This window comes from Streptomyces sp. NPDC050856 (assembly GCF_040653855.1).
In the GTDB taxonomy this organism is placed as follows: Bacteria; Actinomycetota; Actinomycetes; order Streptomycetales; family Streptomycetaceae; genus Streptomyces.
Map to the genome: position 1 here is coordinate 219,204 of NZ_JBFAGV010000006.1, position 21,487 is coordinate 240,690.

At 72.6% G+C, this 21,487-nt stretch carries 21 protein-coding genes and 1 pseudogene; 11 read left to right on the top strand and 11 right to left on the bottom strand.

Annotation, left to right across the window (positions count from 1 at the left end; all coding sequences use genetic code 11):
• Window positions 1-124: 124 nt before the first annotated feature.
• The 5 genes from AB0H53_RS08560 to AB0H53_RS08580 form a co-directional block, all read right to left on the bottom strand.
• The gene (locus AB0H53_RS08560) at window positions 125-1,237 is read right to left on the bottom strand and encodes an LOG family protein (protein WP_362108908.1); all 1,113 of its coding nucleotides are present in this window, start codon (window positions 1,235-1,237) and stop codon (window positions 125-127) included.
• Between the two features lie 138 nt (window positions 1,238-1,375).
• Entirely contained in the window at window positions 1,376-2,581 is a 1,206-nt protein-coding gene (locus AB0H53_RS08565; RefSeq protein ID WP_362108910.1) for a hypothetical protein, read from the bottom strand.
• A complete protein-coding gene (locus AB0H53_RS08570) occupies window positions 2,563-3,300 on the bottom strand; it encodes an ATP-binding cassette domain-containing protein (RefSeq protein WP_362108912.1) in 738 nt (245 codons plus the stop codon). Before AB0H53_RS08570 ends, AB0H53_RS08565 begins: the two co-directional genes overlap by 19 nt.
• A 228-nt stretch (window positions 3,301-3,528) precedes the next feature.
• Window positions 3,529-4,908 carry an aspartate aminotransferase family protein gene (locus AB0H53_RS08575; RefSeq protein WP_362108914.1) on the bottom strand — a complete coding sequence of 460 codons (1,380 nt, stop codon included), beginning with the start codon at window positions 4,906-4,908 and terminating at the stop codon, window positions 3,529-3,531.
• On the bottom strand, window positions 4,893-5,384 hold the full coding sequence (locus AB0H53_RS08580) for an Lrp/AsnC family transcriptional regulator (protein ID WP_362108916.1): 492 nt from the start codon (window positions 5,382-5,384) through the stop codon (window positions 4,893-4,895). Before AB0H53_RS08580 ends, AB0H53_RS08575 begins: the two co-directional genes overlap by 16 nt.
• Window positions 5,385-5,568: 184 nt before the next feature.
• Here AB0H53_RS08580 and AB0H53_RS08585 point away from each other — a divergent pair, with 184 nt between their 5' ends.
• The 3 genes from AB0H53_RS08585 to AB0H53_RS08595 all read left to right on the top strand — a co-directional run bounded on the left by AB0H53_RS08585 (window position 5,569) and on the right by AB0H53_RS08595 (window position 8,140).
• On the top strand, window positions 5,569-7,005 hold the full coding sequence (locus tag AB0H53_RS08585; protein WP_362108918.1) for a gamma-aminobutyraldehyde dehydrogenase: 1,437 nt from the start codon (window positions 5,569-5,571) through the stop codon (window positions 7,003-7,005).
• A 124-nt stretch (window positions 7,006-7,129) separates the two neighbouring features.
• On the top strand, window positions 7,130-7,432 hold the full coding sequence (locus AB0H53_RS08590) for a hypothetical protein (RefSeq protein WP_362108920.1): 303 nt from the start codon (window positions 7,130-7,132) through the stop codon (window positions 7,430-7,432).
• Window positions 7,433-7,600: 168 nt separating this feature from the next.
• A complete protein-coding gene (locus AB0H53_RS08595; RefSeq protein WP_362108922.1) occupies window positions 7,601-8,140 on the top strand; it encodes a hypothetical protein in 540 nt (179 codons plus the stop codon).
• 59 nt (window positions 8,141-8,199) lie between these two features.
• Here AB0H53_RS08595 and AB0H53_RS08600 read toward each other — a convergent pair whose 3' ends face one another.
• From AB0H53_RS08600 to AB0H53_RS08610, 3 genes are read right to left on the bottom strand one after another with little or no spacing between them, the layout of a single operon-like run.
• The gene (locus tag AB0H53_RS08600) at window positions 8,200-8,973 is read right to left on the bottom strand and encodes an SAM-dependent methyltransferase (RefSeq protein ID WP_362108924.1); all 774 of its coding nucleotides are present in this window, start codon (window positions 8,971-8,973) and stop codon (window positions 8,200-8,202) included.
• A complete protein-coding gene (locus tag AB0H53_RS08605; RefSeq protein ID WP_362108926.1) occupies window positions 8,970-9,671 on the bottom strand; it encodes a glycerophosphodiester phosphodiesterase in 702 nt (233 codons plus the stop codon). The genes AB0H53_RS08600 and AB0H53_RS08605 overlap by 4 nt, the downstream gene beginning before the upstream one ends.
• Window positions 9,672-9,690: 19 nt before the next feature.
• Window positions 9,691-10,716: an adenosine deaminase gene (locus tag AB0H53_RS08610; protein WP_362108928.1), complete on the bottom strand. Its 1,026-nt coding sequence runs from the start codon at window positions 10,714-10,716 to the stop codon at window positions 9,691-9,693.
• A 109-nt stretch (window positions 10,717-10,825) separates the two neighbouring features.
• Here AB0H53_RS08610 and AB0H53_RS08615 point away from each other — a divergent pair, with 109 nt between their 5' ends.
• Window positions 10,826-11,527 (top strand): DUF4190 domain-containing protein, encoded by a 702-nt coding sequence (locus tag AB0H53_RS08615; RefSeq protein WP_362108930.1) that lies wholly within the window; start codon window positions 10,826-10,828, stop codon window positions 11,525-11,527.
• Between the two features lie 118 nt (window positions 11,528-11,645).
• Here the strand turns inward: AB0H53_RS08615 and AB0H53_RS08620 are convergent, their stop codons facing one another.
• Window positions 11,646-12,194, bottom strand: coding sequence for an NADAR family protein (locus AB0H53_RS08620; RefSeq protein ID WP_362109065.1), 549 nt, complete (start codon window positions 12,192-12,194; stop codon window positions 11,646-11,648).
• 175 nt (window positions 12,195-12,369) lie between these two features.
• Between AB0H53_RS08620 and AB0H53_RS08625 the strand changes: the two genes are divergently transcribed.
• The 7 genes and pseudogenes from AB0H53_RS08625 to AB0H53_RS08655 all read left to right on the top strand — a co-directional run bounded on the left by AB0H53_RS08625 (window position 12,370) and on the right by AB0H53_RS08655 (window position 20,257).
• A complete protein-coding gene (locus AB0H53_RS08625) occupies window positions 12,370-13,884 on the top strand; it encodes a gamma-aminobutyraldehyde dehydrogenase (protein WP_362108932.1) in 1,515 nt (504 codons plus the stop codon).
• A 53-nt stretch (window positions 13,885-13,937) separates the two neighbouring features.
• Entirely contained in the window at window positions 13,938-15,185 is a 1,248-nt protein-coding gene (locus AB0H53_RS08630; protein ID WP_362108934.1) for a spermidine/putrescine ABC transporter substrate-binding protein, read from the top strand.
• 51 nt (window positions 15,186-15,236) lie between these two features.
• A complete protein-coding gene (locus AB0H53_RS08635) occupies window positions 15,237-16,391 on the top strand; it encodes an ABC transporter ATP-binding protein (RefSeq protein WP_362108936.1) in 1,155 nt (384 codons plus the stop codon).
• Window positions 16,388-17,299, top strand: coding sequence for an ABC transporter permease (locus AB0H53_RS08640; protein WP_362108938.1), 912 nt, complete (start codon window positions 16,388-16,390; stop codon window positions 17,297-17,299). Before AB0H53_RS08635 ends, AB0H53_RS08640 begins: the two co-directional genes overlap by 4 nt.
• Window positions 17,299-18,096 (top strand): ABC transporter permease, encoded by a 798-nt coding sequence (locus tag AB0H53_RS08645; RefSeq protein ID WP_362108940.1) that lies wholly within the window; start codon window positions 17,299-17,301, stop codon window positions 18,094-18,096. Before AB0H53_RS08640 ends, AB0H53_RS08645 begins: the two co-directional genes overlap by 1 nt.
• A 22-nt stretch (window positions 18,097-18,118) precedes the next feature.
• Window positions 18,119-19,537 (top strand): FAD-dependent oxidoreductase, encoded by a 1,419-nt coding sequence (locus AB0H53_RS08650; protein WP_362108942.1) that lies wholly within the window; start codon window positions 18,119-18,121, stop codon window positions 19,535-19,537.
• Window positions 19,538-19,799: 262 nt separating this feature from the next.
• Window positions 19,800-20,257, top strand: a pseudogene (locus AB0H53_RS08655) (hypothetical protein).
• Between the two features lie 34 nt (window positions 20,258-20,291).
• On the opposite strand, the gene AB0H53_RS08660 reads toward AB0H53_RS08655, so the two are convergent.
• Window positions 20,292-20,561, bottom strand: coding sequence for a hypothetical protein (locus tag AB0H53_RS08660; RefSeq protein ID WP_362108944.1), 270 nt, complete (start codon window positions 20,559-20,561; stop codon window positions 20,292-20,294).
• A 56-nt stretch (window positions 20,562-20,617) separates the two neighbouring features.
• The gene (locus tag AB0H53_RS08665; protein ID WP_362108946.1) at window positions 20,618-21,379 is read right to left on the bottom strand and encodes a phosphatase PAP2 family protein; all 762 of its coding nucleotides are present in this window, start codon (window positions 21,377-21,379) and stop codon (window positions 20,618-20,620) included.
• Window positions 21,380-21,487: the final 108 nt, after the last annotated feature.

Here is a 21,487-nt window from a genome sequence, read left to right on the forward strand (position 1 = left end):
GACGTGACTTCCGGCCCGGAAGTTGCCTCGGAGTCCGACTCCGTCGCGCAGGCCGCCCCTTCCGGCCGGTCCGGGCCCGCCGCCCCCCTCCCCGGCAGGGTTCCCGCCCCGCCGGGCGCGCCGGTCAGGAGGTGAGCCGCGACAGGGCCTCGGGGGCCTCCTCCACGGTGTCGACCAGGGCGATCCGCTTTTCCATCGCCCGCCCGGCGGCCAGCGACCTCAGCAGCGGCCAGGCCGGCAGGTGCTCGGTCCAGTGCCTGCGGTCGACCAGGACCATGGGGGTCGGCTCGCCGCGCGAACCGTAGTAGTTGGGGGTGCTGTTGTCGAAGATCTCCTGGACGGTGCCGGCCGCGCCCGGCAGGAACACCACGCCCGCGTCGCAGCGGGCCAGCAGGCCGTCCTCCCGGGTGGCGTTGGAGAAGTACTTGGCGATGTGCCCGGCGAAGGCGTTGGGCGGCTCGTGCCCGTAGAACCAGGTCGGGACGCCGATCGAGTCGCCGCCGTCCGGCCAGCGGGAGCGCACCTCGAAGGCCGCCCGCGCCCAGTGGGTCACCGAGGGGACGAACGAGGGCTCCTTGCCGAGCAGCGGCAGCGCGTCGTCCAGCATCGCGTCGTCGTACGGGGCGGCGTACGCGCCGAGGTTGGCGGCCTCCATGGCTCCGGGCCCGCCGCCCGTCGCCACGGTCAGCCCGTCGCGGGCCAGTGCCCGGCCGAGGCGGGCGGCCCCGGAGTAGGCGTCGGAGCCCCGGGCCATGGCGTGCCCGCCCATCACGCCGACCACCCGGGCCCCCGCGAGGCGCTCGTCCAGGGCGTCGGAGACGGAGTCGTCGTGGACGGCGCGCAGCATCGAGGCGAAGATGTCGCCGTCGGCCCGGGTGCGCCGGAACCACGCGTAGGCGAGCGCGTCGGGGGTGCCGGCGTATCCGTGCTCGGACAGTCCGGCGAACAGCTCGTCGGGGGTGTAGAGCTCCCCCCGGTACGGATCGAACGCCAGGTCCGGTACGGGCGGGAAGACCAGCGCCCCGTCGGCCCGCACCTTGGCCGCCGCGTCGGGCTGCATCGGGCACCCGAGGAAGACGGCGGCGGCCACCGGGACGGAGAGCAGCGCGAACGTGCGGTCCGTGAGGTCGACGGACTGCACACGGTGGCCGACGAGACTGCCGCGCGCGACGACCTCGTCGAACTCCTGGAGCGATTCGATCTCGCGGTCGTGGCCGTGCCGGGGGGAGTGCGCCATGCCGGCCACGATATGCCGTGGGGGACGGCGTGCCCCGGGCGCCCCGGGTCGGCTCCCGCCACGGGGGGGTCCCACGCGGCTCGCGCGGGCCCCGCGCGGTCCGGTACGCGTGCGGTGCCGGCGTGCCGGGCCGCGGGCTCAGCCCCGCAGCGGCAGGGTCGCCAGGACCGCAACCGTCCAGGTCAGGGGGGCGAAAACGGCCAGCAGGGCCAGCGCCCGCAGGGCGGCAGCCGTGCGCAACAGCGCCGCCGAGGCACCCAGCCGCAGCAGCGCGTCCTTGGTCGACACGCGGGACTGCCGGGACTCCAGGGCGGCCGTGAGCAGCGTCGCCGTGGTGCACGTCAGCACCAGCGCCGCGCCCAGCCCGGTCAGCGGGCCGAACGCGCGGGCCCCGTCCGTCCCGTACAGGGTGCTCGCCGTGATCGTCGCCGACGCCACCGCGCACGCCACGCCCAGCGGCCGGCCGATGCGGCGCGCCTCGTCCATCAGGGCGCGTCCCGCCAGCAGCCGCGTCACACCCGGCCGCCACGCCTGGAGCAGCTTCCCGCACAGATGGGTGACGCCGGGCCCGGCGAAGGCCAGGCCCAGCGCGGTGAGCACCCAGCCGGCCAGGACGCCGGCCGAGCCGGCGCCGAAGCCGCCCGACGGGGAGAGCCCGGGGCCGGTGGCGCCCCGGGCGGCGTACGTCTCCACGGCCAGGCCCACCGAGAGCAGCGCCACGCCCCAGGGCAGTCCGGCCGGCAGTCCGGCCGGCCGAGGCGCGGCGCCGTCCGGCTCCGGCCGGTCCGCCGGACCCTCGGGCCCCCGGGCCCCGTCCTTGCCCGGCAGCGGTACCCGGCGCGGGCGCAGGGCCAGCGCGGCGGCCACCGAGGCGGTCACCGGCACCACGGCGAGCAGTGTCAGCGCGGCCGGCACCGGCAGCGGCCGGCCGGCGGCGAGCAGCTCGGCCGCCGCCCCGTCCAGCGGCAGGCCGGTGAGGTCGCCGCGCAGGTGCAGGAAGAGCAGCAGCGCGGCCGTCGACCCGAGCGTGCAGGACACGGCGGTCGACACCGCGGCGAGCACGGTCAGCCTGGCCGGGCCGAGCCCCACCGCCGACAACGCCGAGCGCGGCTTGGTGCCGGGGTCGGTACGGGCCACGGCCACCGCGAAGTGCACGGTCGCGGCGAGCGGCAGCACGCACCACAGCAGCCGCCGCACGGCCGCAGGCGCCTCGCCGGGGTGCCCCATCGCGTACCCCAGCGCGCACAGCAGCAGGAAGCCGACGCCGGCGGAGGCCGCCGCGACCAGCAACCGGCGCAGCAGCACCAGGGGGTGGGCCCCGCGGGCTAGACGGAGAGCGAGCACGCGTCGCGGCCCTCCGCTTCGTCGAGTCCGTCGAGCTGTACGGAGTTGACGCGCCGTCCGTCCAGCAGGGTGACCGTGCGGTCGGCGAGCGCGGCCACGTCGGCGTCGTGGGTGGCGAGGACGACGGTGATGCGGTGCGAGCGGGCGGCGGCCGTCAGGGTGCGCAGTACCTGGGCCCGGTCGGCGCGGTGCAGGGGCGCGGTCGGCTCGTCCGCGAACAGCAGCGCGGGCATGGTCACCAGGGCGCGGGCGATCGCGACGCGCTGGCGCTGGGCCTGCAGCAGGGCGTGCGGGCGCTTGCGCGCGCACTCGCCGATGTCGAGCCGCTCCAGCCACTCCAGGGCCGCCGCCTTGGCGACGCGGCGCGGGGTGCCGCGGAGCATCAGGGGGAGCGCGGCGTTCTCCCAGGTGTTCAGCTCGGGCACGAGGCCGGGTTCGGGGTCGATCCAGCCGAACCGCTCCCGGCGCAGCCGCTCGCGCTGGGGCGGGCTCATGGTGTGGACCGGGGCGCTGTTGAACCAGACCTCGCCGCGCTGGGCCACGAGCTGGCCGGACAGACACCGCAGGAGGGTGGTCTTCCCACAGCCGCGGGGCCCGTTCACGGCGAGGATCTCGCCTTCGCGTACGCCGAGGGACACACCCTGGAGCGCGGGCGAGCCGTTGTGGGAGTGGTGCAGGGCACGTGCCCAGAGCACGTCGTTGTCCGGCGGGGCCACCATGGCGTACACCTCGGTATCAGATCTGATGAGTCGTCCCCCGTGCTGCCGCCCCCTTCCCCCGTACGGGGGAACGAAGGCGGGGTCGACGGGTCACTGGAACCGTAGGTATTGGTTGACCGGGTGACCGCACAGCACGCGGCCCGGGCCCGCCCATCTCACTCGGATGGGGCAGGAACCGGGCCGCGTTCAGCCTACGATCGGACTATCGCGACGCGGGTCGCGACAGGGTCAGAGCTTGGTCCAGGCCTCGGTGAGGGTGGCCCGGAGGATCTGCTCGATCTCGTCGAACGTGGACTGGTCGGAGATCAGCGGCGGAGCCAGCTGGACGACCGGGTCGCCGCGGTCGTCGGCACGGCAGTACAGGCCGTTGTCGTACAGCGCCTTGGACAGGAAGCCGTACAGGACGCGCTCGGTCTCGTCGTCGGTGAAGGTCTCCTTGGTGGCCTTGTCCTTGACGAGCTCGATGCCGTAGAAGAACCCGTTGCCGCGCACGTCGCCGACGATCGGCAGGTCGAGGAGCTTCTCCAGCGTGGCGCGGAAGTTGCCCTCGTTGTCCAGCACGTGCTGGTTGAGGTTCTCGCGCTCGAAGATGTCCAGGTTGGCCAGGCCCACGGCCGCCGAGACCGGGTGGCCGCCGAAGGTGTAGCCGTGCAGGAAGGTGTTGTCGCCCCGGTAGAACGGCTCGGCCAGCCGGTCGGAGATGATGCAGGCGCCGATCGGGGAGTAGCCCGAGGTCATGCCCTTGGCGCAGGTGATCATGTCCGGCACGTAGTCGAACTTGTCGCACGCGAACATCGTGCCGAGGCGGCCGAAGGCGCAGATGACCTCGTCGGAGACGAGCAGCACGTCGTACTGGTCGCAGATCTCGCGGACCCGGCGGAAGTACCCGGGCGGCGGCGGGAAGCAGCCGCCGGCGTTCTGCACCGGCTCCAGGAAGACCGCGGCGACGGTGTCCGGGCCCTCCATCAGGATCTGCTGCTCGATCTGGTCGGCGCACCAGCGGCCGTAGGCCTCGGGGTCGTCGCCGAATATCGGGGCGCGGTAGATGTTGGTGTTCGGCACCTTGTGCGCGCCGGGGACCAGCGGCTCGAAGGGCGCCTTCAGGCCGGGCAGGCCGGTGATGGACAGGGCACCCTGCGGGGTGCCGTGGTAGGCCACCGCGCGCGAGATGACCTTGTACTTGGTCGGCTTGCCGGTCAGCTTGAAGTACTGCTTGGCCAGCTTCCAGGCGGTCTCGACCGCCTCGCCGCCGCCGGTGGTGAAGAAGACCTTGTTCAGGTCGCCGGGGGCGTGGTGGGCGAGGCGCTCGGCCAGCTCGACGGCCTTCGGGTGGGCATAGGACCACACCGGGAAGAAGGCGAGCTCCTGGGCCTGCTTGTACGCCGTCTCGGCGAGTTCGGTGCGACCGTGGCCGGCCTGGACCACGAACAGACCGGCGAGCCCGTCGAGGTAGCGCTTGCCCTTGTCGTCGAAGATGTAGGTGCCCTCGCCGCGCACGATGGTCGGCACGGGGGCGTTCTCGTACGACGACATGCGGGTGAAGTGCATCCACAGGTGGTCGTAGGCGGTCTTGGAGAGGTCCTTGCTCACGGCTATCGGGTTCCCCACATATAGGTCTGCTTCTTGAGCTTGAGGTAGACGAAGCTCTCGGTGGAGCGCACGCCGGGGAGGGTGCGGATGCGCCGGTTGATCACATCCAGCAGGTGGTCGTCGTCCTCGCAGACGATCTCCACCATCAGGTCGAACGAGCCCGCGGTCATCACCACGTACTCGCACTCGGCCATGGCCGTCAGCGCGTCGGCCACCGGGTCCAGGTCGCCCTCGACGTTGATGCCGACCATCGCCTGACGCCGGAAGCCCACGGTGAGCGGGTCGGTGACGGCGACGATCTGCATGACGCCCTGGTCGAGGAGCTTCTGGACCCGCTGGCGCACGGCCGCCTCGGACAGGCCCACGGCCTTGCCGATCGCGGCGTACGGACGGCGCCCGTCCTCCTGGAGCTGTTCGATGATCGCCAGGGACACGGCATCGATCGACGGGGACGATCCGTTTCCGGTCCTGGAGTCTGCGCTTCGGCTGGCCACGTCTTCACTTTGCACCGGGACTCGTCTGTCTGGCAACCCCAAACCGATGTAATCCGTTGTTGTGGCGATCGGATCTCACTGAATCCGAAGTTGTGGGGCGTCGGCCCTGTCGAATGCGTCGGTACAGCGACTAGGGTGGGGTGTCTCACCGCTTGGACACCGAGATCGACAGGAGGGGTGGCAAGTGACCACCGAGCTGCGTCGTCTGCGCAACTACATCAACGGGGAGTTCCGGGACGCCGCCGACGGACGGACCATCGACGTGGTCAACCCGGCGACCGGCGAGGTGTACGCCACGTCCCCGCTCTCCGGACAGGCCGACGTGGACGCCGCCATGGAGGCCGCCGCCGCGGCCTTCCCCGCCTGGCGCGACACCACGCCCGCGGAGCGCCAGAAGGTCCTGCTGAAGATCGCCGACGCCTTCGAGGAGCGCGCCGAGGACCTGATCGCCGCCGAGTCGGAGAACACCGGCAAGCCGATCGGCCTGACCCGCACCGAGGAGGTCCCGCCGATGGTGGACCAGATCCGGTTCTTCGCGGGCGCCGCGCGCCTGCTGGAGGGCCGCTCGGCGGGCGAGTACATGGAGGGCATGACCTCGATCGTCCGGCGTGAGCCGGTCGGTGTCTGCGCCCAGGTGGCGCCGTGGAACTACCCGATGATGATGGCCGTGTGGAAGTTCGCCCCGGCGCTGGCCGCGGGCAACACCGTGGTGCTCAAGCCGTCCGACACCACCCCGGCGTCCACCGTGCTGATCGCCGAGATCATCGGCTCCATCGTGCCCAAGGGCGTCTTCAACGTCCTGTGCGGCGACCGCGACACCGGCCGCGCCATGGTCGAGCACCCGGTCCCGGCGATGGCCTCCATCACCGGCTCCGTACGCGCCGGCATGCAGGTGGCCGAGTCCGCCGCCAAGGACGTCAAGCGGGTCCACCTGGAGCTCGGCGGCAAGGCGCCCGTCGTGGTCTTCGAGGACACCGACATCGACAAGGCCGTCGAGGACATCTCGGTCGCGGGCTTCTTCAACGCCGGGCAGGACTGCACCGCCGCCACCCGCGTCCTGGTCCACGAGTCGATCCACGACGACTTCGTGGCGGCGCTGGCCAAGGCCGCGGCCGAGACGAAGACCGGGCAGCCGGACGACGAGGACGTGCTGTACGGCCCGCTGAACAACGCCAACCAGCTCAAGCAGGTCAGCGGCTTCATCGAGCGCCTCCCCGCGCACGCCAAGGTCGAGGCCGGCGGGCACCGGGTCGGCGACAAGGGGTACTTCTACGCCCCCACCGTCGTCTCCGGCCTCCAGCAGGACGACGAGATCGTCCAGAACGAGGTCTTCGGGCCGGTCATCACCGTCCAGTCCTTCCGCGACGAGGAGCAGGCGCTCCAGTACGCCAACGGCGTCGAGTACGCGCTCGCCTCCTCCGTCTGGACCAAGGACCACGCGCGTGCCATGCGGATGTCCAAGGCCCTGGACTTCGGCTGTGTGTGGATCAACACCCACATCCCGCTGGTCGCGGAGATGCCGCACGGCGGCTTCAAGAAGTCCGGGTACGGCAAGGACCTCTCGGCCTACGGCTTCGAGGACTACACGCGCGTCAAGCACGTGATGACGTCCCTGGGCTGACGCACACCGCCGCCGCACGGGCGGGCCGGGACCTGGTCCCCGGCCCGCCCGTCGTCGTTCCCCCGGCACGTATGAGCACGCTCCCGCTGGGTACTCGGACCGTCCCCGACCCGGGAGGAGAGCCATGAACGACAGCACGCCGCAGGACCGCGCGCGCCGGCGGAGCCAGGAGGAGCCCGGGGCGCACTCCGGAGCCGAGGACCCGGCACACCGCCGCACCGTCCCCGGCACGGCGAGCGCCGCCGAGGGCTACCGCCCGGGCGAGGGAACAGCGGGCGGCGAGGCGCTCACCGGGGTGGAGCGGGACGACGAGGCCGACGAGGACGGCGGCGCGGGCGCGGGCCGGGAGTCCCCGGACGGCACGGACGGCGCGGACGCCACCGGGGACCCGCGCACCGAGGGCGGGAACCAGGCGTCCCAGGGCTAGGCGCCGGCCGTTGGCGCGGCGCCGTGCCCCGCCGGCCGCACGGCGTCCGCTCCGGCGCCCACCCCGGCACCCGGACCGGGGCGGGGTGCCCCGCCTGGCGCGGCCCGTCCGGCGCCGGGCGCCGGGGTGGTGGTAAAGGCCGGATAAATCCCGGCGTACGCTGCGGACATGAGCGAGACCGGCGCCCTTCTGCGGCGTATACGTGCCTGGTTGGCCTTCTTCATCGTGTGCCTGGTGCTGAGCGGGGCGACGGCCTTCCCGCTGGTCACCGAAATGCGCTTCGCCGAGGGCGCGTTGACCACCTGGGCGGCGCCCGTCGCGGAGACGTTCCCCGGCCTGCTGGAGTGGGTCGGGCGGGTGCGCGCCGGTCTCGACGCCGCCGACGCCCGCCACCCCTTCCTCCTGTACGGGACGGACTGGCTGGCCTTCGCCCACCTGGTGATCGCGGTCGCGTTCTACGGCCCGTACCGCGACCCGGTACGCAACATCTGGGTCGTCGAGTTCGGCATGATCGCCTGCGCCGGGATCGTCCCGCTCGCGCTGATCTGCGGCCCGATCCGGGGCATCCCCTTCTGGTGGTCGCTGATCGACATGTCCTTCGGGGTCTTCGGGGTGATCCCGCTGCTGGTGGTGCACCGCCTGATCAAGCGCCTGGAGTCGCTGACCGCGCCGGTGGGCAGCCGGATCGTCCGGACGCTTCCCGTGTGACCCGGCGCCCGGTGCCGGAGACGGTCACCGGGCGGACCCCGGTGACCGCGCCCGGGGGCCTACGGCTTGCGGGCGACCGCGCCGAACTGCGCCACTTCCGTCGCCGCCGCGAACCGCCAGCTCGCGCACGAGACGATGCCGGGCTCCAAAATCTCCAGGCCGTCCAGGAACGAGGCGACCTCCTCGCGGCTGCGGGCGGTGATCGGCGGAGTGGCGTTCGCGTTCCAGAACTCCATCGCCTCGGCGTTGCCCTCGCCGCCCAGCTCCAGGGTCGGGTGGGTCAGCACCAGGTGGCTGCCGGACGGCACCGCGGCCATCAGCGTGCGGACGATGGACCCGGCCTCCTCGGTGTCCAGGACGAAGTTGAGGATGCCGAGCATCATCACGGCCACCGGCCGGTCCAGGTCGAGGAGGTGCCCGGCCGCCCGGACGATCCGCCGCGGGTCGTGCGCGTCCGCGTCGATGTACTCGGTGGCCCCCTGCGGGGCGCTGGTGAGCAGGGCCCGGGCGTGGGTCAGCACGATCGGGTCGTTGTCGACGTACACGATCCGCGAGTCCGGCGCGACCCGCTGGGCGACCTCGTGGGTGTTGTCGGCCGTCGGCAGGCCGGTGCCGATGTCGAGGAACTGCCGGATGCCCACCTCCCCGGCCAGGTGGGACACCGCCCGGCCCAGGAACGCCCGGTCGGCGCGGGCCACTTCGCCGATGCTCGGGTACATCCCGGTGATCCGGTCCCCCACCGCGCGGTCGACCGGGTAGTTGTCCTTGCCGCCGAGCCAGTAGTTCCAGACGCGCGCGTTGTGCGCGATGTCGGTGCGGATCCTGCTGGTCACCTTCGAGTCCTCTCCCCGGCGCCCCGTACGGAGGCGAGCGCGTCCACGCGGTTGGTGGTGATCGAATCCACCCCGTTCAAGATCAGCTTACGCATGGTCCTACGGGTGTCGGCGGTCCACGCCGAGACCAGCAGCCCGTCCCGGTGGACCCGGTCGGCCAGTGCCCGACCGACCAGCCCGAAGCGGTAGTTGAGCCAGCGCGGCGCCACCGCGGCCAGCAGGACGGGGCGCGGCGGAGCGAGAGTGGTCCAGGTCAGGGCGATCTCGGCGCGCGGGTCGGCGGCCCGGACCAGCAGCATGGCCGCGGCGCTGGAGCAGTAGTACACGCGCTCGTCCGCACCGCACTCGCGGACGGTGCCCACGACGGCGCGCACCGAGGCCCCGGTGGCACCGGGCAGGTCGATCATCAACCGGTGGTCCCCGGCCGCGAGCAGCGCCTCGCGCAGGGTGGGCACGCCCTGGGGACCGGTCAGCTCGCGCACCTCGGCGAGGGTGAGGCCGGCCAGCGGCCGGTCGACGCGCCACAACCGTCTCAGCGAGTCGTCGTGCAGCAGCACGGGGACGCCGTCGCGGGTGAGCCGCACATCGATCTCCACCGCGTCCGCCCCGCGGCGGATCGCCGACCGGATCGAGGCCAGGGTGTTCTCCCGGACGCGATACGGGTCGCCCCGGTGCGCCACGGCGGTCACGGTACGCATGGGCCCATTGTGGCCGCTGCTACCGGGACAGCCACTCGGTGGTGTAGGCGTCGATCTCCGCGGTGATGCGCGCCTTGCCCGCCGGGTCCAGGAAGGACGCCTCCACGGCGTTCCTGGCCAGGTCGGCGACGCCCCGCTCGTCCAGGCCCAGGAGCCGGGCCGCGACCTCGTACTCGCTGTTGAGGTCGGTGCCGAACATCGGCGGGTCGTCCGAGTTGACGGTGACCAGCACGCCCGCGGCCACCATCTCCTTGATGGGGTGCGCCTCGATGTCGGTGACCGCGCGCGTGGCGATGTTGGAGGTCGGGCACACCTCCAGCGGGATGCGGTGCTCGGCCAGGTGCGCCAGCAGCCGGGGGTCCTGGGGCGCGCTGGTGCCGTGGCCGATGCGCTCGGCGCGCAGCTCCGTCAGGGCGTCCCAGATGGTGCCGGGCCCGGTGGTCTCGCCCGCGTGCGGTACGGAGTGGAGCCCGGCCGCGACGGCCCGGTCGAAGTACGGCTTGAACTGCGGGCGCGGCACACCGATCTCGGGCCCGCCCAGCCCGAACGACACCAGTCCCTCGGGGCGCAGGTCCACCGCCAGCCGGGTGGTCTCCTCGGCGGCCTCCAGGCCGGCCTCGCCCGGGATGTCGAAGCACCAGCGCAGGATGACGCCGAGCTCGCCCGCGGCGGCGACGCGGGCGTCCTCGATGGCCGCCATGAACGCCTTCTCGTCGATGCCGCGACGGGTGGAGCTGAAGGGCGTGACGGTCAGCTCGGCGTACCGGATGTTCTGCCGGGCCATGTCGCGGGCGACCTCGTAGGTCAGCAGCCGGACGTCCTCCGGGGTGCGGATCAGGTCGACGACGGACAGGTAGACGTCGATGAAGTGGGCGAAGTCGGTGAAGGTGAAGTAGTCGGCCAGCGCCTCGGGGTCGGTGGGCACCTTCGAGTCGGGGTGGCGGGCGGCCAGTTCGGCGACGATACGGGGCGAGGCGGAACCGACGTGGTGGACGTGCAGCTCGGCCTTGGGCAGCCCCGCGATGAAGGGGTGCAGATCGGTCATCGGGTCCTCCGTGTGCAGTGGGCCGGGCTGGTCAGGGATCATCGTAGGCGGGGCCGGACCCGCCCGGGGCGGGGGCCGTTAGCATGACCGAACACGATGGGGGAGGCCCATGTCAGAGAAGAGCGAGCCGAACGATCCCTGGGCTCCGCCGGAGAGCAGGGCGCCCCAGGACCGGGTGGAACTGGGCAAGCAGCCGGGGAACGGCCAGCAGCCGCCCGCGCGGCCGCAGCCGCCGCGGGTGCACGACCAGCCCACGAAGACGTCCATGCCGTCCGGGGGCTTCGGGCCCGAGGACGGCGGGGAGATACCGCCGCCGCCGACCGCTCCGGGCGGCCCGGCACAGCCCGCGCCGGGCCCCTACGGCTACCCGGCGCCCGCGCCCACTCCGGCACCCGCGCCCGTCCCGGCCGGCGGGGGATACGGGTATCCCGGTTACCCGGGCTACTCCGGGCAGGCCCCGTACGGAGCCGGCGGCTGGCAGCAGAGCACGCCGTCCAACGGCATGGGCATCACCGCGATGGTGCTCGGCATCATCTCCGTGGTCGCGTTCTGCATGTGGGGCATCGGCATCATCCCCGGTGTCCTGGCGCTGATCTTCGGCGTCGTCGGCCGCAAGCGGGCGCAGCGGGGCGAGGCCAACAACGGGGGCATGGCGGTCGCCGGTATCGTCCTGGGCGCGATCGGCACGGTGATCAGTGCCGCGTTCCTCGCGTTCCTGATCTGGGCGGTGGTGCAGGGCGGGAAGAACGGTGCCGACTACGACACCGACCCGTTCGCCACCTCGCTGGTGGTGGCCGGCGCCTCCCGCTGACCGGCCCCGGGTGGGCGGCCCTCGGCCCCCACCCGGGCCACCGGCGGGCCGGCGCCCGGCGCCGGCCGCCACGGCCCGCGCCGCCCCCTTGACGGAACGTCCCGCCCGCCGGACCGGCTCAGCCGGCGCGCAATCGGTCCCGGGCCTCCATGAGCGCGAAGCCCAGCAGGTTCAGGCCGCGCCAGCGGAACGGGTCGTGGGCGCGCTCGTCGTCGGCGGCCAGGCCGATGCCCCAGATCCGGTCCACCGGGCTGGCCTCGACCAGCACCCGGTCGCCGGTGCCCAGCAGGTAGTCGCGCAGCCCCGGGTGCTGTCCGAACTTGTGCGCGCTGCCCGCCACCACGACGCCGTACCGCTCGCGCTCCCACGTCGTCTCGTCGAAGCCGCGCACCAGCCGGCCCGCCTTCTTGGCCAGCGCCGGGTTCGGCGCCCGGACCGCCTGCCGTTCCGCGTCGGTGTCGCCGAACAGCCTCGCCTTGGCCGCCATCATCCAGTGCTCGGCCGTCGCGTACTCCACGCCGTCGACCGTGAACGGCGCGGGCCACCACTGGCTCAGACAGCTCGCCCCCACGGTCCCGTCCCCGCGCGGCGTGTGCCCCCAGAAGTGCAGAAACCTGACCCGTTCACCCTTGCCGACCTGCTCGACCAGGTCCTCGAAGCGCCCCATGCACGCCAGTCTGGCAGCCGCCACGGACACTCCGTACGGAGATACCGGGGACGGCGCGACACATGGTCGACCGATTCCGTCGCGTAACCAAAAGGCAACAACGGAATCCCTTGTTGGGGTCGTTCCGCTCTGCCAGGATCGGCACTCAATTCCAGCTGGGACAACGGAGAGCGTCATGGGCAACCGCTTCCAGGTGCAGGACGCGCGGGACCGCTTCGCGGCCGGCGCGCAGTACATCGACGGGCGGGCGCGCCCCGGGACCTCGGGACGCTCGCACACGATCGTGGACCCGGCCACCGGCGCGGACGTGCTCACCTACGAGCTCGCCGGGACCGCCGACGTGGACGCGGCCGTCGCCGCCGCCCGCGCCGCCTTCCCCGGCTGGGCCGGGGCCACGCCCGGTGAACGCTCCGAGGCGATGCACCGCTTCGCGGGGGTGCTCGCCGAGCAGGCCGAGGACCTCGCCCTGGTGGAGTCGCTCCAGTGCGGCAAACCCGTCAGGCTGACGCGGGAGTTCGACGTGCCGGGCACGGTCGACAACACCGCGTTCTTCGCCGGGGCCGCCCGCCACCTCCAGGGGCAGTCGGCCGGCGAGTACAGCGGCGACCACACCTCCTACGTCCGCCGCGAACCGATCGGTGTCGTCGGCTCCGTCGCGCCCTGGAACTACCCGCTCCAGATGGCCGCCTGGAAGGTCCTGCCGGCCATCGCCGCCGGCAACACCGTCGTGCTCAAGCCCGCCGAGCTCACCCCGCTCACCTCCCTGATGTTCGCCGCGGCGGCGAGGGAGGCGGGCATCCCCGACGGAGTGGTCAACATCGTCACCGGCGCGGGCCGGGAGGCGGGCGAGCACCTGGTGGGCCACCCCGACGTGGCGATGACGTCGTTCACCGGCTCCACCGCCGTCGGCCGGCGCGTCGCCGAGATCGCCACGGCCACCGTCAAGCGCCTCCACCTCGAACTGGGCGGCAAGGCTCCCTTCGTCGTCTTCGACGACGCCGATCCGGAGGCCGCCGTCCACGGCGCCGTCGCCGCGGCCCTCATCAACACCGGCCAGGACTGCACCGCCGCCACCCGCGCGTACGTCCAGCGGCCGCTGTACGAGGCGTTCGTCGCGGGCGTCGCCGACCTGATGGCGGACGTCCGGCTCGGCGACCCGTTCCAGGAGGACACCGACCTCGGCCCGCTCGTCAGCCACGCGCAGCGCGACCGGGTCGCCGCCTTCGTGGACCGCGCCCGCGCCTACGCCACCGTCGTCACCGGCGGCGTCGCCCCCCGGGGCGACGGCGCGTACTACCGGCCCACCCTGGTCACCGGCGCCGCCCAGGACAGCGAGATCGTCCAGGCCGAGATCTTCGGGCCCGTCCTGGCCGTCCTCCCCTTCGACACCGACGACCAGGGCCTGGCGCTCGCCAACGACACCCCCTACGGGCTGGCCGCCTCCGCCTGGACCCGGGACGTCTACCGCGCCGGGCGCGCCACCCGCGAGCTCAAGGCCGGCTGCGTCTGGATCAACGACCACATCCCGATCATCAGCGAGATGCCGCACGGCGGCTATCGGGCTTCGGGCTACGGAAAGGACATGTCAACCTACTCCTTCGAGGAGTACACGCAGGTCAAGCATGTGATGTACGACAACACGGCGGTCGCCAGGAAGGACTGGCACCGCACCGTCTTCGGGGACCGATAGCAGCGGCAGCCGCCCCGACCAGCGGCCACACCCATCCCGAAAGGGCACAGCACATGGAGCAGTACGAGCCCGACAGCCTCTCCGCGGCACAGCTGGCCGCGATGCGGCGCAGCCTGACGAACGGCAGGGGAGCCCTCACCCGCCGGTCCATGCTGCGCGCCACGGGCGTCGGCGCGCTCACGGCCGGCGGCCTCGCCTCCCTGAGCGCCTGCGGGATCCCGCCCGCCAAGCGGGAGGGGCAGGGCCCCGCCTCCACCGACTTCTCGGACCGGGAGAAACGGCTCACCTTCTCCAACTGGACCCAGTACATCGACATCAGCGACGACGAGAAGAGCCGCCCCACCCTGGAGGCGTTCACCGGCCGGACCGGCATCACGGTCAAGTACACCGAGGACATCAACGACAACGTCGAGTTCTTCGGCAAGATCAAGCCGCAGCTCGCGGCCGGCCAGGACACCGGCCGCGACCTGATCTGCGTCACCGACTGGCTGGCCGCCCGGATCATCCGCCTCGGCTGGGCCCAGAAGCTGGACGCGGCCAACCTCCCCCACGCGTACGCCCATCTCTCCGCCCAGTTCCGCCGCCCCGACTGGGACCCGGGCCGCGCCCACTCCTACCCCTGGACCGGCATTTCCACGGTCATCGCGTACAACACCAGGGCGACCGGCGGTCGCAAGGTCGACTCCGTCAGCCAGCTCCTGGACGACCCCCGGCTCAAGGGCCGGGTCGCCTTCCTCTCCGAGATGCGCGACTCGGTCGGCATGACGCTGATCGACATGGGCAAGGACCCCGGGACGTTCACCGACGCCGACTTCGACGCGGCCGTGGGGCGGCTCCAGAAGGGCGTCACCACCCGCCAGATCCGCCGCTTCACCGGCAACGACTACACCGCCGACCTCAGCAAGGGCGACCTCGCCGCCTGTCTCGCCTGGGCCGGTGACGTGATCCAGCTCCAGGCGGACAACCCCGACATCGCCTTCGCGATCCCGTCAGCCGGCTACCTCACCTCCAGCGACAACCTGCTGGTCCCCTCGGGCGCCCGGCACAAGGCCAACGCCGAGAAGCTCATCGACTACTACTACGAGCTCCCGGTCGCCGCCCGGCTCGCCGCGTACATCAACTACGTCTGCCCGGTCGACGGCGTACGCGGGGAACTCGCCAGGATCGACCCGTCGCTGGCCGCCAACCCGCTGATCCTCCCGGACCGGGCGATGGCCGCGAAGTCCCGCGCCTTCCGCTCCTTGAGCAGCGCCGAGGAGACGGCGTACGAGGAGAAGTTCGCCAAGCTCATCGGTGCCTGAACCGCCGCCGCCACCCTCCGACACCGACACCGACACCCGGGACACCCACCCATGACCACTGAGCACACCGGCACCGGCGGCGACGTCCGTCTCACCGGCATCAGCAAGACCTATGGTTCCTTCACCGCCGTCCACCCGCTCGACCTGACCGTCCCGCAGGGCTCCTTCTTCGCCCTCCTCGGCGCCTCCGGCTGCGGCAAGACGACCACCCTGCGGATGATCGCGGGCCTGGAGGAACCCACCACCGGCACCGTCTTCCTCGGCGACGAGGACGTCACCGACCTCCCCCCGTACAAGCGGCCGGTCAACACCGTCTTCCAGTCGTACGCCCTCTTCCCCCACCTCGACATCCACGAGAACGTCGCCTTCGGACTGCGCCGGCGTGGTGTGAAGTCGGTGAAGAAGCAGGTCGGCGAGATGCTCGACCTGGTCCAGCTCGGTGACTACGCCAAGCGCAAGCCGCACCAGCTCTCCGGCGGCCAGCAGCAGCGCGTCGCGGTCGCCCGCGCGCTCATCAACCACCCCCAGGTGCTGCTCCTGGACGAGCCGCTCGGCGCCCTCGACCTCAAGCTGCGCCGCCAGATGCAGCTGGAGCTCAAGCGCATCCAGACCGAGGTCGGCATCACGTTCGTCCATGTCACCCACGACCAGGAGGAGGCCATGACCATGGCCGACACGGTCGCGGTGATGAACGGCGGCCGGGTCGAGCAGCTCGGCGCCCCCGCCGAGCTCTACGAGAACCCGCGCACCACGTTCGTCGCCAACTTCCTCGGCACCTCCAACCTCATCGAGGCCGAGGTCGTCGAGGCGGCGGCCGACATCGTCGTGACGGCGGGCGGCGGCCGGTTGCGGCTCCCGGCCGGCCGGTGCTCCGCCCCCACCGCCACCGGCGGGCGGCTGCTGGTCGGTATCCGGCCGGAGAAGATCTCGCTCGCGCACGCCGACGACGCGGGCACGCTGCCCGAGGGGCGCAACAAGGTCACCGGCCGCATCGTGGACAGCTCCTTCATCGGAGTCTCCACCCAGTACCTGGTCGACAGCCCGGCCGGCAGCGCCCTCCAGGTGTACGAGCAGAACATCGAGCGCGACTCCCGGCTGGCCCCGGGCGCCGAGGTCGTCCTGCACTGGAACCCGGCGCACACCTTCGGGCTCGACGCCGGCCAGGACATCGACGCGGGTGTGGAAAAGGTGGAGGACGGCACGTGACCGCGACCCCCGTCACCGGAACGCCCGCCGTCCGCAAGGCGTCCGCCCGCCGCCGGCTCGTCCCCTACTGGCTGCTCCTGCCCGGCATCCTGTGGCTGCTGGTCTTCTTCGCGCTGCCGATGGTCTACCAGGCGTCGACCTCGGTACAGACCGGCTCCCTGGAGAAGGGCTTCCAGGTCACCTGGCACTTCCCCACCTACTGGGAGGCGCTGCGGGAGTACTACCCGCAGTTCGTGCGGTCCCTGCTCTACGCGGGCACCGCCACGCTGCTGTGCCTCCTGCTGGGCTACCCGCTGGCGTACCTCATCGCCTTCCGGGCCGGCCGCTGGCGCAACCTGCTCCTGGTCCTGGTCGTCGCGCCGTTCTTCACCAGCTTTCTGATCCGCACGCTGGCCTGGAAGACGATCCTCGCCGACGGCGGCGCGCTCGTCGGCGCCCTGGACGCGCTGCGCGTCCTGGACGTCACCAGCCTGCTGGGCTGGACCGAGGGCGACCGGGTGCTGGCCACCCCGCTGGCGGTGGTGTGCGGCCTGACGTACAACTTCCTGCCGTTCATGATCCTGCCGCTGTACACCTCGCTGGAGCGGATCGACGGCCGGCTGCACGAGGCGGCCAAGGACCTGTACGCCTCGCCCGCCACCACCTTCCGCAAGGTGACCTTCCCGCTGTCCATGCCCGGGGTCGTCTCCGGCACGCTGCTCACCTTCATCCCGGCGAGCGGCGACTACGTCAACGCCGAACTGCTCGGCTCGACCGACACCAAGATGGTCGGCAATGTCATCCAGTCCCAGTTCCTGCGGGTCCTGGACTACCCGACGGCCGCCGCGCTGTCCTTCATCCTGATGGCGGTCGTGCTGCTCATGGTCACCGTCTACATCCGCCGGGCCGGAACGGAGGACCTGGTCTGATGACGCGTTGGATACGGCGCAACCTGGTCGTGGTCGCGGGACTGCTGACGCTCGCGTACCTGATCCTGCCGAACATCGTCGTGATGGTGTTCTCGTTCAACAAGCCGGCCGGGCGCTTCAACTACTCCTGGCGGGAGTTCTCCACGGACGCCTGGCGGGACCCGTGCGGGGTCGCCGACCTGTGCGGCTCGCTCGCCCTGTCGCTCCAGATCGCCGCGTGGGCGACCCTCGGCGCCACCGCGCTGGGCACGATGATCGCCTTCGCGCTGGTCCGCTACCGCTTCCGGGCACGCGGCGCGGTCAACTCGCTGATCTTCCTGCCGATGGCGATGCCCGAGGTCGTCATGGCCGCCTCCCTGCTGACCCTCTTCCTCAACATGGGTGCGGAGCTTGGCTTCTGGACGGTCCTCATCGCTCACGTCATGTTCTGCCTGAGCTTCGTCGTCACGGCGGTCAAGGCGCGCGTGATGTCCATGGATCCCCGTCTGGAGGAGGCGGCACGCGACCTGTACGCCGGGCCGGCGCAGACCTTCCTGCGGGTGACCCTGCCGATCGCCGCCCCGGGCATCGCGGCGGGCGCGCTGCTCGCCTTCGCGCTCTCGTTCGACGACTTCATCATCACCAACTTCAACGCGGGCTCGACCGTCACCTTCCCCATGTTCGTCTGGGGATCGGCGCAGCGCGGCACGCCCGTACAGATCAACGTCATCGGTACGGCCATGTTCGCCATCGCCGTCCTGGTGGTCGTCGCCGGCCAGGCCGCGGCCGCCCGGCGGAAGCGCACAAAGGTCTCATGAGTTCCTGAAGGAGTTGGAAACCATGGCCCCAGCAGCCATGCGTAGTGCCGCACGATCACTCTCCGACGCCCAGCCCGTCCCCTTCTGGCTGGAGGACCCCGGCAAGCCCGCCCCGCTGCCCGCCCTCACCGGCACCGCCCACTGCGACCTGCTCGTCGTCGGCGGCGGCTACAGCGGACTGTGGACCGCGCTGCGCGCCAAGGAGCGCGACCCGGGCCGGGACGTCGTGCTGATCGAGGGAAGGGAGGCGGGCTGGGCCGCCTCCGGCCGCAACGGCGGCTTCTGCGCCGCCTCCCTCACCCACGGCTTCGGCAACGGCCTGGCCCGCTGGCCCGACGAGCTGGCCCGGCTCGAAGCCCTGGGCGCCGGGAACCTCGACGCGATCGAGGAGACGGTCGCCGCGTACGGCATCGACTGCGACTTCGAGCGCACCGGTGAGATCGACGTCGCCACCGAGCCGCACCAGCTCACCGAACTGCGTGCCGTGTACGAGGAGGCCGACCGGCTCGGACTGGCCGCGCACCTGGAACTCCTCGACCGGGACGCCGTGCGGGCCCAGGTCGACTCGCCGACGTTCCTGGGCGGGCTGTGGGACCGCCGCGGCGTCGCCCTGCTGCACCCGGCCAAGCTCGCCTGGGGACTCAAGCGGGCCTGCCAGGAGCTGGGTGTCCAGGTGTACGAGAACACCCGGGGCCTGGAACTGGCCGCCGCCGGCACGGGGATGGCCGTGCGCACCCCCTACGGCCGGGTCCTCGCCCGGCGGGTGGCCCTCGGCACCAACGTCTTCCCGTCCCTGGTCAGGCGGGTCCGTCCGTACACCGTCCCGGTGTACGACTACGCGCTGATGACCGAGCCGCTGACCGCGGGCCAACTGGCCTCCATCGGCTGGCGGAACCGCCAGGGTCTCGGGGACAGCGCCAACCAGTTCCACTACTTCCGGCTGAGCGCGGACAACCGCGTCCTGTGGGGCGGCTACGACGCGATCTACCCGTTCGGCGGGCGGGTCAGCGCCGAGCTGGACCAGCGCCCGGAGACCTACCTGACGCTGGCCGAGCACTTCTTCCGCTGCTTCCCGCAACTGGAGGGCGTCCGCTTCAGCCACGCGTGGGGCGGCGCCATCGACACCTGTTCGCGCTTCTCGGCGTTCTTCGGCACCGCGCACGGCGGCCGGGTCGCCTACGCGGCGGGTTTCACGGGGCTGGGCGTGGGAGCCACCCGGTTCGGCGCGGATGTGATGCTCGACCTGCTGGCGGGGGAGCGGACCGAGCGCACCCGGCTGCGGATGGTGCGCTCCAAGCCGCTGCCGTTCCCGCCGGAGCCGCTGGCGTGGGCGGGCATCGGGCTGACCAAGTGGTCGCTGGCCCGGGCCGACGCCAACGGCGGGCGGCGCAACCTGTGGCTGAGGGCGCTGGACCGGATGGGGCTCGGCTTCGACAGCTAGCGGCGGACCCGGGGCCGGACCCGGTACCGGGGAGCCGGACCCGGCCGGGTGGTCTGCCGTGCGCCGGCCGTGCGGGTGACGCGCCGGTCGGGTGGGTGACGCGCCGGTCGGGTGGTGCGTGCGCCGGGTGTGCGCCCCCTTGTCCGCCCCTTCACCCCCTGGGAGTGGCGAAACCGGCGTCATGACCCGCGCCCGCCTCGCTCTGCCCGTGTGAGCGCCCCGTTCCCCGGGGCAGGTGGACACGGACATGGAGGCGGGCGCGATGACTGATGCGGGGGCCAGGGCCGCAGTGGAGTGGCTGGTGTCGGTGGCACCGGATCCGGGCGCCTGCCGGTGGGAGTGGGAGCGCAGCCCGCTGGGGGTGGCCCTCCTGCCCGCCGGCAGGCGCTGGGACGTGCTGATCGTCCCGGACGGGCTGGGCCGGCCGGCCCTGGGTGTCTGGTCGGCCGCCCGGGCCCGGTGCTCACCGGCTCCGGGGCCCCCGGCGCCACCCGGATGGGCTTCTTCGTCCCCCCGGGCACGGCCGCCCGCTGGGTCGGCACGGGGACGCGGGTGGCGGGGCGCGGCAGCTGGATCGCCACTCCCCACCCCGGCCGGCCGGGCGGTGCCGCCCGCTGGCCGGTGCTGCCGGACGGCACCGGCACGCTGACCGACCCGGCGCTGCTGGAGCTGGCGATGCACGAGGCGGCGGCCGGCCCGGCCGGGCGCCGGGGGGCGTGACCTCCGGCGCCCGGGACCGGGCGGGGCTCCGCGGCTATCCGGCCTTGCGGTGCAGCTCGTGGACGTCGGCGGTGAGGGTGCCGTCGTGCTGCTCGTAGTGGGAGAGGGCGAGCCCGAGACCGAAGAAGGTGGGCGCCCACTCGCCGACGAAGATTCCCCAGCGGTCCGCGCGGGCCAGCCCGGTTCCGGGCTCCATCTTGAGGGACCCGACCCAGGTGGCGACGGACAGGCCGATGGAGGCGAAGGCGGCCAGGTAGGCGTGCTCACTGCGCACGCCCATGTCGTGGAGCTTCTTGATGACCATGGTGGCTCCTTTCGTTGGCAGTACGCGAACGAGGTGCCCAAACCGGGACAAACTATTCAGAAACGTCGGCTATGCAGGGCGGACCACAGCAGCACCCCGCCCAGGCACGCGCTGCCCGCCACGTCCAGCGGCCAGTGGTGCCCCCGCAGCACGAGGCCGGCGCCCGTCGCCGCCGCCAGCAGGGCGGCGGCCGGCAGCAGCCGCCGGTGCACCAGCAGGGCCGCCCCGCAGTACGCCACCAAGGCGGTGGCCGTGTGCCCGGACGGGTAGTAGCCGGTCTCCGCGGTGAGCGGCCCGGCCCGGTCGACGAGCAGCTTCAGCGGCACGATCAGCACCGGTACGAGGGCCATGGCCGACCCCGCGTACAGCGCCCGCGCCCAGTGGCCGCGCCAGCCGGCGTACACCAGGGCGGCGGCCAGGACCGGAAGGGCCACCGGCGGATTGCCGAGGTCGGCGAGGAACTCCGTCAGCGGGGCCGGTCCGCGTCCCGCCAGGACGAGGCCCACCCGTTCGTCCAGCCGGGCGAGCGGCCCCCCGGCGGCGACCTGCCAGGTGATCGCCGCGAACAGCGTCAGGAGCAGCGCCGGGAGCAGGAGAGACGCCGGCCGCCCCGGAACAGGGGGGGAAGTTCCGGGGCGGCCGCCAGGACCGGTGTGCCGCGCGCCCCGGGGGGTGTGGGGCGGGCGGCGATCCGATCGGTGAGGAGTTCCGGAGCCGGAGGCTCCAGCGGTGTGCGCGAGGGCACGGCCAGGACGAGGCTGGGGACGCGCCGCCCTGGAGCCGCCCGCAGTCCCCTGCGGGCGGGGTGTTTCTCTCATCTGGGGAAGACCGTACGGCAGCGGGCGGGGGGCCGACAGACGGATCCCCATCCCGCCATCGGCCCCCCACACCTTCTTCACGCTTCGCGCGTCCGCGCCGTGTCCGGG